This is a genomic window from Zhihengliuella flava (genome assembly GCF_015751895.1).
Lineage (GTDB): Bacteria > Actinomycetota > Actinomycetes > Actinomycetales > Micrococcaceae > Zhihengliuella > Zhihengliuella flava.
In genome coordinates this window covers 2,298,462-2,312,682 of record NZ_JADOTZ010000001.1, presented here as the reverse complement: position 1 = coordinate 2,312,682, position 14,221 = coordinate 2,298,462, and the positions used below count along the sequence as shown (strand labels likewise).

Below are 14,221 nucleotides of genomic sequence, written 5' to 3'. Positions count from 1 at the left end.
GGCGCCGCGCGGCGTCCGGCCCCTCTGACGTGGTGCAGCTACGCCGAGACGTAGCGCGCCAAATACTCCCCCGTCAGGGTGTCCGTCGCTGCAGCCAACGCCGCCGGGGTGCCCTCGAAGACCACCCGACCGCCGTCGTGCCCGGCCCCCGGGCCCAGATCAATGACCCAGTCGGCGTGCGCGACGACGGCCAGGTGGTGCTCAATGACGATCACCGTGCGCCCGGCATCGACCAGCCGGTCGAGGAGGCGGAGGAGGTTTTCCACATCGGCGAGATGCAGCCCGGTGGTGGGCTCGTCCAGCACGTAGACCTCGCCCTGCTCGCCCATCTGATTGGCGAGGCGAATGCGCTGGCGCTCACCCCCCGAGAGCGTCGACAGCGGCTGCCCCAGCGTCAGGTAGCCCAGCCCGACGTCGTGCAGCCGGTCAAGGATCTTCTTCGCGGCCGGCAGCTTGGTCTCCGCTGCGGCAAAGAAGTCACGGGCCGTCTCGACGGACATGCCCAAAACGTCGGTAATATCCTGACCGCCGAGCGTGTATTGCAGGACCTCGGCCATGAACCGTTTGCCGCCACAGTCCTCGCAGGGCGTTTCCACGGTGTCCATGAACCCGAGCTCGGTGACGATCACGCCGGCACCCTTACACGACGGGCAGGCCCCGGCCGAGTTCGCACTGAACAGCGCCGGCTTGACGCCGTTGGCCTTGGCGAAAGCCTTCCGGATAGGTTCCAGCAGCCCGGTGTACGTGGCCGGGTTGGAGCGGCGGGAGCCCTTGATGGGCTTCTGATCGATCGCGACCACGCCGTCCTGGGTGGAAACGTAGTGGTGGATCAGCGAACTCTTGCCGGATCCCGCGACGCCCGTCACCGCGGTCAGCACGCCGCGCGGAATGTCGACGTCGATGCCCTGCAAGTTATTCGCTTGGGCATCCCGGATCTGCAGGGACCCGCTGCCCGTGCGGAGCGACTCCTTCAGCTGCGCGCGGTACTCCAAGTGCTGGCCGGTGATGGTGTCGCTGGACTTCAGGCCGGCTAGGTCCCCCTCGAAGCAAATCTCGCCGCCGTCCCGCCCAGCGCGCGGGCCGAGATCCACGAGGTGGTCAGCGATGGCCATCACTTCCGGCTTGTGCTCAACGACGAGGACCGTGTTGCCCTTGTCCCGCAGTTGCTGCAGCAGGGTGTTCATTCGTTCGATGTCGTGCGGATGCAGGCCAGTCGTCGGCTCGTCAAAGACGTAGGTGACATCCGTCAGCGGTGATCCCAGATGGCGCAGCATCTTGATGCGCTGGGCTTCGCCGCCGGACAGCGTGCCGGATGGCCGGTTCAGACTCAGGTAGCCCAGCCCCAAGGTCACAAAGGAGTCGAACATGTCCGTCAGGCCCGTCAGGAGTGGGCCAGCTTGCGGAAGGTCGAGTTGTCCCACCCAAGCGGCGAGGTCGGAAACCTGCATCGCGGAGGCATCGGCGATAGAAACGCCATCGATCATCGAGGTCCGCGCCGCCTCCGTCAGGCGCGTGCCAGCGCAGGCCGGGCAGGGAACAAAAACGGCAACGCGTTCCACGAACCTACGGATGTGTGGTTGGAGCGAGTCCACGTCCTTGGAGAGCATCGACTTGGTGATCTTCGGGATCAGGCCCTCATAGGTCATGTTCATGTCGAGGGCACGGATCTTCGTCGCGTCCTTGTACAGAAAGTCGTGCCGCTGCTGATCCGTGAACGTGGAGACCGGCTCATCCGCCGGGAAAAAGCCCGAGGCGGCGAACCCCTTCACCATCCAGCCGTCGGGCGTGTAGCCCGGAACCTTGATGGCGCCGTCGAGCAAGGACTTGGACTCATCAATCACTTCGGCCAAGTCGAGGTCAGAGACGGTGCCACGGCCCTCACATTCGGGGCACATTCCGCCGAGGTACACCATGTCCTTGACGATCTTCTTTTGGCCTTTGACCCCGGTCATGACGCCGCTGGCTTTTTGCGTGGGGATATTGAAGGAGAAGGCCGTGGGCCCACCGATGTGCGGATCGCCGCAACGGCTGAAGAGAATCCGCAGCATGGCATCGGCATCCGTGACGGTCCCGACCGTGGAGCGCGGGTTGGCGCCGAGCCGTTCTTGGCCCACGGTGATCGCCGTCGTCAGCCCCTCCAGAACGTCCACGTCCGGGCGCGGGACGGACGGCATGAAGCCTTGGACAAACGCACTGTAGGTTTCATTGATCATCCGCTGCGATTCGGCCGCGATGGTGCCGAAGACGAGGGAGGACTTCCCGGACCCGGACACCCCGGTGAAGACGGTCAGCCGGCGCTTGGGCAGATCGATGTCGACGCCGCGGAGGTTGTTCTCGCGTCCGCCGCGGACGCGGATGACGTCATGGGAATCGGCAGCATGTTCAAGGCTCATGCCGCTATTGTGCCACCGCGGCTCACGGGCCGGTGGGTGCGCGATGAACGCGCCACGCACCCACCTCCAGCCGCGGGCCTAGCCCCGCGGGGTGCGCGGCTTGCGGAAGCCGTCCTTGCGGCCGCCCTTGCGGAAACCGCCGGACTTGCCCTTGAAACCGCCAGCGCCGCCGTCGCGGTCGCGGCGCGGCTTGCGGCCCGTGTCCAGTTCCAGCTGAATCAGTTCGCCACCGATACGCGTCTTGGAGAGGGAACGCCACTGGTCCTTGGAGAGGTCGGCCGGCAGTTCCACCAGCGAGTGATCGCTGCGGATATCGATTCCGCCGATCTGATTCGCGGAGAAGCCGCCCTCATTGGCGAGGGCTCCGACGATCGATCCGGGCATGACGCGCTGGCGACGCCCGACGGCGATGCGATACGTGGCGTTGCCCTCGGTCAGCGGACGGGACGGGCCGCGCGAGCCGAACCCATCCTTGGCGCCCTTAGACATGCGTGCCTGCTTGGCCGGCGGGGTCGGCAGCTCCTCCATCAGCAGTGGGCGGCCACCCTGGGCCATGTGGGCCAGCGCCGCCGCCGCCTCAACGGCCGTGACGCTGTGCTCCTCAACGTACTTTTCGACGAGGTTGCGGAACACCGTCAGGTCCTCCGACTCGAGCGTGGTGGTGATGCGGCCGGCGAACTTGTCCAAACGCTTGTTGTTCACCATGTCCACGCTCGGCAGTTGCATGAGCTCCACCTGCTGGCGCGTGGCCTTCTCGATGGCGCGCAACAAGTACTTCTCGCGCGGGGTCATGAACAGAATGGCATCTCCCGTGCGCCCGGCGCGGCCGGTGCGGCCGATGCGGTGGACGTAGGACTCCGTGTCATGCGGGATGTCGTAGTTAATGACGTGGCTAATGCGTTCCACGTCGAGACCGCGGGCGGCCACGTCGGTGGCCACCAGGATGTCGATCTTGCCCGCGCGCAGATTCTCCACGGTGCGCTCGCGCTGCTGCTGCGGAATGTCGCCATTGATCGCCGCCGCGGTAAATCCGCGCGCAATGAGCTTGTCCGTGAGGTCCTCGGTGGCCATCTTGGTGCGCACAAAGGTGATGACGCCGTCGTGCTCCTCGGACTCGAGGATGCGCGTCATGGCGTCCAGCTTGTGGGCGCCCATGACCTGCACGTAGCGCTGGCGGATGTTCTTGCCCGTCGTGGACTGGGACTTCACGGTGACTTCCTGCGGGTCCCGCAAGTACTGCTTCGAGATGCGGCGAATGGAGCCCGGCATCGTAGCCGAGAACAGCACCACCTGCTTGGTCTCCGGCGTCGCCTCGAGGATACGGTCCACCTCTTCGGCGAAGCCCATGCGCAGCATCTCATCGGCCTCGTCGAGGACCATGTACTGCAGGTCGGACAGGTCCAACGCCCCCTTGTTGATGTGGTCGATCACGCGGCCCGGCGTGCCGACGACGACCTGGGCTCCGCGGCGCAGGCCATTGAGCTGGGGGCCGTACGGCGAACCACCGTAGACCGGCAACACGGTCACGCCGTCCATGTGCTTGGTGTAGGAGTTGAACGCCTCGGCCACCTGCAGGGCGAGCTCACGCGTCGGCGCGAGGACGAGCACCTGGGTGGCCTTGCTCGGGCCATTCAGGTCAGCCAATTCGGCGAGGCGGGACAGGGCCGGGACGGCGAACGCGGCCGTCTTGCCGGTGCCGGTTTGGGCGACGCCGACGACGTCGTGCCCATCGAGCAACAGCGGGATCGTGGCGGCCTGGATCGGGGACGGCTTCTCGTAGCCGACGTCGGTCAGGGCCGCGAGGACGCGGCCGTCGATACCGAGCTCGGCGAACGTGGGCACCGCATCCTCGGCGGAGTTCTCGGTGGACTGGTGGGTGGGCATGACGGAAGACTGCTCAGAAGACACTGAGTAAAACCTCTTCAGATAGGGGAGGTGACGCATTGATCGAGCGTCACGGCACAGTGGGACACGAACACCTCGGCCCGGCGACTCCCCTATGGCACTGATCCGCGAGGCTGCAACGCGCGAGACACATCTCAAGCAGCGAGCGGATGACACATACGACACGGAAAGGCTTCTGCCTCAAATATTGGGCAGAATGCGAGGGAAACCGGAATCAGTGAACACTCCATTGTAGCTGCTGCACCCCGACCTGCGCCTCCCCGAGTCCTGTGCCCTTCGGCACAGCTCTACGAGCTGGGCCGGGACGACGGCGCGAGGACCCGCTCGACCTCCCGCACCACCTTGGGGGTCAACTCCCAGTCCCTGGCCTCACGGCCGGCCAGCAGGGTGCGCGCTTGCTCCGGCGTGGGCCCCACAAAGAGGTCCCGGATGCTGATGCCGTGACTGGGCCGGTGCACCACCTCCACCGCGTCGCCGGCGGTGACAGCCCCCTTGCGTAGCACACGGAAGTAGGCGCCGGTATCTGCCTGCTCGGTAAACCGGCGCACCCACGACTGCTCGCCCATGCGCCGGGCAAAAATGGCGCACGGTTGCCGCGGGATCGTGGCCTCCAGCAGGGCGGAGCCGATCTTCCATTGCTCCCCGATGAGGGCGTCCGTCACGGCAACGCCACTGACCCTCAAGTTCTCGCCGAAGAGACCCGGCGGGATGTCCCGCCCGAGGCGCTGGGACCACGCGTCGGCTTCTTCTTGGGAGTACGCATAGACCGCTTGCTCCCGGCCGCCGTGGTGCTCTCGATCAGCCTGCACATCAGCGTAGAGACCCCACGGGGTGACCTTGACCGTCGCGTCGGTGGGACGCTTGTCGATCGCCGTCACCCCAAACACTCCGGGATCCGGCAGCAACTGGTGCACGCGGCACACGGCCTCGAGGGTCCCGCCACGCGTGATACTGGCTGTCATACGGCAAGGCTACCAACGGCGGTAGTCTCGTGCCGTGGCATCTCAGAAAAGACAGCTCGGCGCGTGGCAGCAGCTCCCCGGCACCGTGAAGGCCGGCATCTGGTGGTGGGGTGCCATGACAGCGATCGTCGCGGTCTTCGCGATCGCCGCCTTCGGCAACTTCGCCTTCATTTCCACCTCGCTCGACCGCAGCGGCCTCCTCTTGTTGGGTGCGCTGCTGGCCGCGCTGACGCTGCTCATCGGTTGGGGCACCGGACGGCTGTGGCTGGGGCATGTGGCCGGCCGCACGCTGTTGACGACCTTCGGGCTTATCGGCGGGTTACCCCTCTTACTGCGCGGCCCCCGGCTGGCTCTGCCGGCCCTCGGATTGCTCATCGGCGTCGTCTTGTTGTGGCTTCCGGCGTCCTACCGCTACTTCAAGCCACAGGCGAAGGCGGCCGCAGCGCGGCGGAAAGGGCTGCGCTGACGCACCGGCCGTGACCGGTGCCACTCGGAGAGTAGGCTGAGCAACAGAACCGATCTGAAAGGACTGTTGCATGAGCACGCTGACCATCGTCAACGCCCACGTCGTCCCGATCGAGGGCGCCCCCTTCGACGGCGCCGTCGTCATCGAGAAGGGTCGCATCGCGGAGGCGGGGCCGGAGGCGACACCGCGCGGGACCATTCTGGACGCCGAGGGCCAGTGGTTGCTGCCCGGCTTCATTGATGCGCACGTCCATTTGGGCATGCACCCGGAGGGTGAGGTCGGCTCTACCGCCGACGTTAATGAGACGACTGACCCGGTCACGGCCGCCGTGCGCGCGATCGACGCGGTGGACCCGTTCGACCCGGGCTTCGACGACGCCCTGGCCGGGGGCATCACCACCGTCAACGTCAACCCCGGCTCGGGAAATCCCATCGGTGGCCTCGCGGTGGCCCTGCACACGCACGGCGCACTGATTGACGACATGGTGTTGCGCTCGCCCAGTGGGCTGAAGTCCGCGCTCGGAGAGAATCCCAAGCGCGTCTACGGGGACAAAAAGCAGACGCCGTCGACCCGCTTGGGCACGGCGATGGTCATCCGGCAGGCGTTCACGGACGCTCAAAACTATCTGGCTAAGCAAGCCGCCGGTGAGCGCGTGGACGTGGACCCGACGCTGGAAGCTCTCGCCCTAGTGCTTCAGCGCGAAATTCCGTGGCGGCAGCACGCGCATCGCGCCGACGACATCGCCACTGCGCTGCGCCTCGCTGAGGAGTTCGGCTACGACCTGGTGCTGGATCACGGCACCGAGGCCCACGTCCATGGCGAGCGCATCGCCGAACGCGAGATCCCCGTCCTGATCGGCCCCCTCTTCACCACCAAGTCCAAGGTCGAATTGCGCGCCCGTTCGTTGGCGAACCCTGGCAAGCTGGCTCGCGCTGGCGTGGAGATCTCGCTGATTACGGACCATCCGGTGGTTCCCATTAATTTCTTGGTCCACCAAGCGACGCTCTCGGTCAAGGAAGGCCTCGACCCCGAGATCGCGCTGCGCGCCCTCACCATCAACCCGGCCCGCGTCCTGGGGCTCGACGACCGGATCGGCTCCATCGAGCCGGGCAAGGACGCGGACCTCGTGCTGTGGTCCGGCGACCCGCTGGACGTCATGCAGCGCGCCCGCCGTGTGTTGATCGGCGGGCGCACGGTCATGGAGTACGACGACGTCGCGCGTGCTGCGCGCGTCGCGGAGCGCATTTAGCCCCTAGGCCAAGCGGGAGAAGGCCTGTTCGAGGTCGGCCAGCTGATCCTCGACGTCTTCGATGCCTACGGACAAGCGCAGCAGGTTCTCCGGGACCGCCAGCTCGGTTCCCTTCACCGACGCGTGGGTCATCTCCGACGGGTAGTTCATCAGGGACTCAATGCCGCCGAGCGACTCGGCCAAGGTGAACACCCGGGTGGCCTCCGCGACGGCGCGCGCGGCCGGCTCGCCGCCGACGAACTGCACGGATACCATCCCGCCAAAGCGCTTCATCTGCTGGGCCGCAAGCTCGTGCCCCGGGTGCTCCGGCAGGCCCGGGTACAGCACCTTCTCCACTTCCGGGCGGCCCAGGAGCCACTCGGCGACGCGCTCGGCGTTGTCCGAGTGCCGGTCCATGCGCACGCCAAGGGTCTTCAAGCCCCGCGTCGTGAGGAACGCGTCCATCGGCCCGTTCACGGCGCCGGCGGCGAACTGCATGAAGCCGATCTTTTCGGCGAGTTCGTCGTCGGCCGTCACCACGGCGCCGCCGACGACGTCGGAGTGGCCGCCGATGTACTTGGTGGTGGAATGGACCACCACATCCGCGCCGAGCGCCAGCGGCTGCTGCAGGTACGGGGTCGCGAAGGTGTTGTCCACCACCAGGGTGGCACCGGCAGCGTGGGCCACCTCAGCGATCGCGGCAATGTCCGTAATCTTCATCATCGGGTTGGAGGGCGTCTCCAACCAGACGAGCTTGGCGCCCGTGGCCGCCACGGCGTCGCGGACCGCGCCGACGTCGGACATGTCAACGGCCGTGTGGCCGATCCCCCAGTCGCCGAAGATCCGGCTGATGAGGCGGTAGGTCCCGCCGTACGCGTCATTGCCGAGCACGATGTGGTCGCCCGGTCGCAACACGGCGCGGATCAGGGCATCCTCGGCGGCGAGGCCGGAGCCAAACGTCAGTCCCGTGCTTCCCCCTTCGAGGGCGGCGAGCTGCTGCTGCAAGGAGTCGCGCGTGGGATTCGTGCCGCGCCCATACTCGTAGCCGTTGCGCAGACCGCTGATGCCATCCTGGGCGTACGTGGTGGAGAAGTGCACGGGCGGCACGACGGCGCCGGTATGCGGCTCGAAAGCCTGCCCGGCGTGGATTGCGCGTGTATTGAATCCGGTGTTCTGGGTGTCAGTCATGAGTCTCCTTGGCAGTTCAGGCTCGGCGCGCTGCGGCGAGCAGATCGGCACGGGTGATGAGTCCGACGACGTCGCCGTCCTCAGTGACGACGGCGGCTGGCGCATCGGCGAGGGCCTCGCGGGCAGCGTCGATTGACTGGCGCGCGCCGAGCTTCACGGGCCACTCGTGCACGTGATCGGCGACCGGGGCGTCCTGCGTGGCGGCCCCCGTCAAGATGGCCTCGGCCAGCCCGTGGTCGGTGACCACGCCCTTGACCTCACCGAGCCGGACCGCGTGCACGGTCTCGCTGGACGCCGCGAGGACGGGAAGCACAGGCGTACCGGACTCCTGCAGTGCCGCGAGCGCTTGACCAACCGTGGCCTCCGGCGACAAGTGCGCGATCGGCCGGCGCTTCCCGGCGGCGTCGTGCAAGAGGCTCCCCACGCGCGCGGCCTCGTCGGCGGCGGTCGCGTCGGCTGCCTCGGGCAGGAAGCCGTGCTCGGTCATCCACCCATCGTTGAAGATCTTGGCGAGGTAGCCGCGGCCACCGTCCGGGAGGATGACCACCATGACATCGTCCTCGGTGAGCCCCTCAGCGGCACGCAAGGCCGCCACCACGGCCATGCCGGAGGATCCGCCCACTAACAGGCCCTCTTCTTGGGCCAGCCGCCGCGTCATGGCGAAGGACTCGGCGTCCGTGACGGGCAGGACCTCGTCCGCAACGGTTTGGTCATAGTTCCCGGGCCACATATCTTCGCCGACCCCCTCGACAAAGTACGGCCGCCCGGTGCCGCCGGAATAGACCGACCCATCCGGATCGGCGCCGATGATCCGGACCGGCCCGCTGGCCCGATCCGCCGAGACGTCCTTGAGGTAGCGGCCCGTGCCCGTGATGGTGCCGCCCGTGCCCGCCCCGATGACGGCATGCGTGATCCGACCGTCGGTGTCGCGCCAGATTTCCGGTCCCGTGGACTCGTAGTGACTGGCCGGCGCGGCCGGGTTGGAAAACTGGTCCGGCTTGTAGGCACCATCGATTTCGCGGGTCAGGCGGTCGGAGACGCCGTAATAGGACTCGGGGGAATCGGGCGCCACTGACGTTTTGGTCACAACCACGCGGGCACCATAGGCCCGCAGCACGTCCCGCTTCTCCTCGCCCACCTTGTCCGGCGTGACGAAGACGGTCTGGTACCCCTTCTGCTGGGCCACCATCGCCAGGCCCACACCGGTATTGCCGCTCGTCGGTTCCACCACCGTGCCGCCGGGGCCGAGCTGCCCCGAGGCCTCGGCTTCCTCGATCATCTTCAGGGAGATCCGGTCCTTAATGGAGCCGCCCGGATTGAGATATTCGAGTTTGACGAGGATGGTCGGCTTCAGGCCTTCGGTGACCCGGTTCAGCTTGACCAGCGGGGTGTCGCCGATCAGGTCGAGGACGGAGTTGGCGTATTTCATGGCCCCGACTCTACCGGCGTAACGTTACGCCTCATGAAGCAGTGTTAACTTGCGGTCATGTGGGCCGTGTCCGTGAGGACGGGCGGCCTGATTTCTCGGGGCTAGAGGGGAACAATGGGAGGTATGACACGTGGCGAACCGGCTCCCATCGCCCAGGGGCAGTGGCGTCCCTCGGGGCCGTACTCGCTGTCACAAACCCTCGGGGTGCTGCAGCGCGGACGTCACGATCCGACGCTTCGCGTCACGCCGGCGGGCGCGTGGGCCGTCTTCCGCTATGGCGAGGCTGGCGTCACCCTGCGGGTGAGTGTCAGAGACGACGTCGTCACGTGGCACGCGTGGGGCGAGGGGGCGAGGGCGCCCGGGCTCGCCGCCGCCGTCGAACGCCTCCTCGGTGCCGAGGATGATTGGGACGGTTTCGACGCGCTCGACCTGCCGACGCTGGTGCGCCGCTCCCGCCGCGAGCGCCCCGGACTGCGCCTGCCAGCGACCGGCCGCGTCTTCGACGCGCTCATGCCGGCGGTCCTCGAGCAAAAAGTCACCACGGACGAGGCCCGCTTTGCGTGGCGGTACCTCGTGAGGAACTTCGGCGACGCCGCGCCTGCGCACCCGGACCTGCCCGCCGAGATGCGGCTGGCGCCCACCCCACAGCAACTGCGGCGCGTCCCCTCGTGGCGGTGGCACCAGGCGCGCGTCGATGCGGCGCGGAGCAGGACGCTGTTGCGCGCCGCAGAATCGGCCTCCGGGCTGAACCGACTCGGCAGCGTGCGGGGCACGCAGGAAGCCGCCGAGGCCATGATGAGCCTGCCCGGAATCGGCCCGTGGACGGCCGCCGAAGTCCTGCAGCGCACCCACGGTGACCCGGACCGCGTCTCCGTGGGCGACTATCACCTGCCCCACCTCATTGGCGAGGCCCTGACGGGCCGCCGCACGGACGACGCCGGCATGCTCGAGGTGCTCGCGCCGTGGACTGGCCATCGCCAACGCGTGGTCCGCCTCATCACGGCCACGGGTTTCCGCCATCAAGCGCGCGGGCCCCGCTTGGCGCCGCGAGACTACCGCCGCTTCTAGCCCGTGGCGTGCGCTACGCCTGCTGGGAGATCAGCTGCTCGGCTTCCTGCCGCATCTCCACTTTGCGCACTTTGCCGGAGACCGTCATGGGGAAGCTCCCGCGGATCTGGACGTAGCGGGGAATCTTATAGTGGGCGATCCGGCCGTGGCAGTAGGCCCGCACGGCCTCCACGTCGAGTTCCTCGGCGTCGTCTTTAAGGATGAGGCAGGCCATGATTTCCTCCCCGTACTTCGGGTCCGGGACGCCAATGACCTGAACGTCTTGAACGCTCGGATGCTGGTACAGAAACTCCTCGATTTCCCGCGGGGAGACGTTCTCGCCGCCGCGGATGATGAGGTCCTTAATACGGCCCTCGATCATCACATACCCGTCCGCATCCATGGAGGCGAGGTCACCGGTGTGCATCCAGCCCTCAGCGTCGATGGCGGCGTCCGTCTTCTCAGGGTCATCCCAGTAGCCTTGCATGACGACGTAACCGCGGGTGCAGAGCTCGCCCCGCTCGCCCCGAGGCACGACGTCGCCGGTTGCGGGATCGATGATCTTGGACTCGACGTGGGGCATGGTCCGGCCAACGGTGCGCGTGCGGCGCTCGAGGGAGTCATCGACTCGCGTCATCGTGGACACCGGAGAAGTCTCCGTCATGCCGTAGCAAATCGCCACCTCACGCATGTTCATCCGGCCGATGACCTGCTTCATGACCTCCTCGGGGCACGGGGACCCCGCCATGACACCGGTCCGCAGGGTGGAGAGGTCATAGTCATCGAAGTCCGGCAGGTTCAGCTCGGCGATGAACATGGTCGGCACACCATAGAGGCTGGTACCGCGGTACCGCTGGACGGCGGCAAGGGCCTGATCGGGAGCGAAAACGCGGGACGGGATCACCGTGCTCGCCCCGTGGGAGAGGGCCGCAAGATTGCCGATCACCATCCCGAAGCAGTGGAAGAACGGAACGGCGATGACCACCTTGTCCTGACCCTGCGCGCTCTCGGCTCCCCGATAGGACAGGAGCGAGCCGATATGAAACCCGTTGTTGAGAATGTTCTTGTGCGTCAACGTGGCGCCCTTGGGGAATCCCGTGGTCCCCGAGGTGTACTGAAGGTTGATCGGATCATCGGGGTGCAGCGAGGCGAGGCGCTGCTCGAGTGCAGCGTGAGAGACGTCGTCGGCCAAGGCGATCAGGCCGGTCCACGCGAGCTCGCCTGGACGAAGCTCGCCAGCGCCCGGCCCCTCCCCGGGCTCCTCCAAGAAGACCACCTGGCTCAGTGGGCCGCAGGCTTCAAGGGCCTTGCGCGCCATGCCGCGGTAATCGCTGCGTTCGTCGCTCGGAGCGGCCACCAGCATGCTCATCCCGCACTGCTGGATGACGTACTCCAGCTCATGACTGCGGTAGGCCGGGTTGATGTTGACGAGGATGGCGCCGATCTTGCTGGTGGCGTACTGCAGCAGGGTCCACTCCGCACAGTTGGGGCTCCAGATGCCCACCCGGTCGCCGGGAGCAATGCCCGCGGCCATCAGGGCGCGGCCCACATCGTCGGTGGCCCGGTCCATCTCGGCGAAGGTCCACGAACGCCCGGTTGCGGCCTCCTCGATCGCGAGGGCACCGGGCGTTCGCGCAGCGACCGCCCGAAAGTTCTCGCCGATGGTCTGCTCGAGGACGTCGATCCCCGCACCTGCTCCGGCCGTGTAGGAATCGGCCGGGCGGGCTGTGGGGTGGCTCAACGAGTCAGTCTGCATCTGGGGCTCCTGAAGCTGCTAGTCGTTCGGCGACGAACCACACACCGCGACCGCGGCGTGAATGCTCATTAACGTGATAGTAGTCACAGAAACGACGGCGGCGCATCTTCCGCGCCCCGAGAGGGCGCGCCAAGCCCCCGAGCCAGGGCTAGTCGGAAGCCGAACCCTCCTGCTGCGCCTGCTCAGCAACCTTGGCATGGACTTCCTCCATATCCAGGGCCTTCACGGCATCGACCAGCTGGTTCAGCTGCGCGCCGCCCACGGCTCCCGGCTGCGAGTAGACCAGAACCTGCTCGCGGAAGGCCATGAGCGTCGGGATGGACGTAATGCCGGCGGCTGCGGCCAACTGCTGCTCAGCCTCCGTGTCCACCTTGCCGAAGACGACGTCGTCGTGCTGCTCGGAGGTTTGCTCGTACACCGGGGCGAACTGCTTGCACGGGCCGCACCAATCGGCCCAAAAATCCAGCAGGACGATCTCGTTGTCGGCTAGGACCTGGGACAGTTCGGATTCAGTGATGTCGATAGTAGCCATTCGTCCACGATAACCACGGCCCGGCATCCGTGGTGGCACGTCCGCTCTCGGTGGACAACCAGTGGTTTTCCACAGCACGACGCCGGCTCCGGACAGTGGCGGGCGGCTGCTCCTAGCGTCGTGGAGACCACAACCCGGAGGAAACCATGGCCCGCCGCTCACTGCTCATCATCGTCAACGAACCTGTGCTCGACACCGCGATGGGGAGGGTGCTCGAGCACGCCGCCGAGTACGTCGACACCTTTGGTGACCTCGACATCGAGCACCAAGAACTCTATGCCGTGAGCAGCGTCTCGCGACTACGCAAGACGCTGCGCCCGCCGCGACCGTTGAATTCGCATGATCCCGCCGCGACGGAGTACGGCCCGATCCATGCCATCTGGGATGCGGGCCGGTGGCTGACGCCGGGCACTTGCCCGGCCGCCCCGCCGGATCACCGGGGCGCCACCCCGTGGCAATGGGCGCATTATCGAGCCCTCCAGCAGGGCCCTAGCGGCGGCTACGTGGCGCTCTGGGATCTGGGCGTCGCCGAGGAATCCGCGGCATAAAAGAAGGGCCCGCATCCAGTGATGCGGGCCCTTGGTTTGGTGGCAGATGAGGGATTCGAACCCCCGTAGGCATTGCCAGCTGATTTACAGTCAGCCCCCTTTGGCCGCTCGGGTAATCTGCCGAACGCTCCGTAACGGAACGAGAAAAGACTCTACAGAACTTTTCCGCAAGAATCGAATCGACAGCTCCCGGTAGTCTGGTCACCGACGTAAACCAGCAACGGAGGTATATCGATGGCAAGCGACTCGACGTTCGACGTGGTCAGCAAGGTCGACAAGCAGGAAGTCTCCAACGCGCTGAATCAGGCGCAGAAGGAGATCGCCCAGCGCTACGACTTTAAGGGTGTGGGTGCAGAGATCGACTTCAGCGGCGAAAACATCCTCATGAAGGCCTCTACCGAGGAGCGCGTCAAGACCGTACTGGACGTCTTCCAATCCAAGTTGGTCAAGCGCAATATCTCCCTGAAGTCCCTCGACGCTGGTGAACCCTTTGCCTCCGGCAAGGAGTACCGCCTCGAGGCCTCCATCAAGGAGGGCATCGCCCAAGACACGGCGAAGAAGATCACTAAGCTCATCCGGGCCGAAGGCCCGAAGTCCGTCAAGGCGACGATTCAGGGCGACGAACTGCGCGTCTCCTCGAAGTCTCGCGACGACCTGCAGACGGTCATCGCCCTGCTGAAAGACTTCGAGGACGCCGACCTGCAATTCGTGAATTTCCGCTAAGCGGTCCACATGCAGCGGGGGCCGACACCTCACGGTGTCGGCCC

Annotated in this window: 12 protein-coding genes and 1 tRNA gene; 5 read left to right on the top strand and 8 right to left on the bottom strand. The window is 66.5% G+C overall.

What is annotated here, in order from left to right; translation table 11 throughout:
- Positions 1-38: 38 nt before the first annotated feature.
- The 3 genes from IW252_RS10630 to IW252_RS10620 all read right to left on the bottom strand — a co-directional run bounded on the left by IW252_RS10630 (position 39) and on the right by IW252_RS10620 (position 5,260).
- The gene (locus IW252_RS10630) at positions 39-2,393 is read right to left on the bottom strand and encodes an ATP-binding cassette domain-containing protein (RefSeq protein ID WP_196836527.1); all 2,355 of its coding nucleotides are present in this window, start codon (positions 2,391-2,393) and stop codon (positions 39-41) included.
- A gap of 78 nt (positions 2,394-2,471) precedes the next feature.
- Positions 2,472-4,277 carry a DEAD/DEAH box helicase gene (locus tag IW252_RS10625; protein ID WP_196836526.1) on the bottom strand — a complete coding sequence of 602 codons (1,806 nt, stop codon included), beginning with the start codon at positions 4,275-4,277 and terminating at the stop codon, positions 2,472-2,474.
- 308 nt (positions 4,278-4,585) lie between these two features.
- Positions 4,586-5,260: an MOSC domain-containing protein gene (locus tag IW252_RS10620; RefSeq protein WP_196836525.1), complete on the bottom strand. Its 675-nt coding sequence runs from the start codon at positions 5,258-5,260 to the stop codon at positions 4,586-4,588.
- A gap of 34 nt (positions 5,261-5,294) precedes the next feature.
- Here IW252_RS10620 and IW252_RS10615 point away from each other — a divergent pair, with 34 nt between their 5' ends.
- Together IW252_RS10615 and IW252_RS10610 are read left to right on the top strand one after the other, a co-directional pair.
- Entirely contained in the window at positions 5,295-5,726 is a 432-nt protein-coding gene (locus IW252_RS10615) for a hypothetical protein (protein WP_196836524.1), read from the top strand.
- 70 nt (positions 5,727-5,796) lie between these two features.
- Complete coding sequence (locus IW252_RS10610; protein WP_196836523.1) at positions 5,797-6,975, top strand: amidohydrolase; 1,179 nt, start codon at positions 5,797-5,799, stop codon at positions 6,973-6,975.
- Between the two features lie 3 nt (positions 6,976-6,978).
- On the opposite strand, the gene IW252_RS10605 is transcribed toward IW252_RS10610, so the two are convergent.
- Together IW252_RS10605 and IW252_RS10600 are read right to left on the bottom strand one after the other, a co-directional pair.
- A complete protein-coding gene (locus tag IW252_RS10605) occupies positions 6,979-8,142 on the bottom strand; it encodes a cystathionine gamma-synthase (RefSeq protein ID WP_196836522.1) in 1,164 nt (387 codons plus the stop codon).
- Positions 8,143-8,158: 16 nt separating this feature from the next.
- On the bottom strand, positions 8,159-9,571 hold the full coding sequence (locus tag IW252_RS10600) for a cystathionine beta-synthase (protein WP_196836521.1): 1,413 nt from the start codon (positions 9,569-9,571) through the stop codon (positions 8,159-8,161).
- 123 nt (positions 9,572-9,694) lie between these two features.
- On the opposite strand from IW252_RS10600, the gene IW252_RS10595 reads away from it, so the two are divergent.
- Positions 9,695-10,639 carry a DNA-3-methyladenine glycosylase family protein gene (locus IW252_RS10595; RefSeq protein WP_196836520.1) on the top strand — a complete coding sequence of 315 codons (945 nt, stop codon included), beginning with the start codon at positions 9,695-9,697 and terminating at the stop codon, positions 10,637-10,639.
- Positions 10,640-10,652: 13 nt separating this feature from the next.
- On the opposite strand, the gene IW252_RS10590 is transcribed toward IW252_RS10595, so the two are convergent.
- Both IW252_RS10590 and IW252_RS10585 read right to left on the bottom strand, forming a co-directional pair.
- Entirely contained in the window at positions 10,653-12,374 is a 1,722-nt protein-coding gene (locus tag IW252_RS10590; protein WP_196836519.1) for an AMP-binding protein, read from the bottom strand.
- A 148-nt stretch (positions 12,375-12,522) separates the two neighbouring features.
- Positions 12,523-12,906, bottom strand: coding sequence for a thioredoxin family protein (locus IW252_RS10585; RefSeq protein WP_196836518.1), 384 nt, complete (start codon positions 12,904-12,906; stop codon positions 12,523-12,525).
- A 146-nt stretch (positions 12,907-13,052) separates the two neighbouring features.
- Here IW252_RS10585 and IW252_RS10580 point away from each other — a divergent pair, with 146 nt between their 5' ends.
- Complete coding sequence (locus tag IW252_RS10580) at positions 13,053-13,454, top strand: hypothetical protein (RefSeq protein ID WP_196836517.1); 402 nt, start codon at positions 13,053-13,055, stop codon at positions 13,452-13,454.
- Between the two features lie 37 nt (positions 13,455-13,491).
- On the opposite strand, the gene IW252_RS10575 is transcribed toward IW252_RS10580, so the two are convergent.
- Positions 13,492-13,576 (bottom strand) — tRNA-Tyr (locus IW252_RS10575).
- Between the two features lie 112 nt (positions 13,577-13,688).
- Between IW252_RS10575 and IW252_RS10570 the strand changes: the two genes are divergently transcribed.
- Positions 13,689-14,177: a YajQ family cyclic di-GMP-binding protein gene (locus IW252_RS10570; RefSeq protein WP_196836516.1), complete on the top strand. Its 489-nt coding sequence runs from the start codon at positions 13,689-13,691 to the stop codon at positions 14,175-14,177.
- The last annotated feature ends 44 nt before the right edge of the window (positions 14,178-14,221 follow it).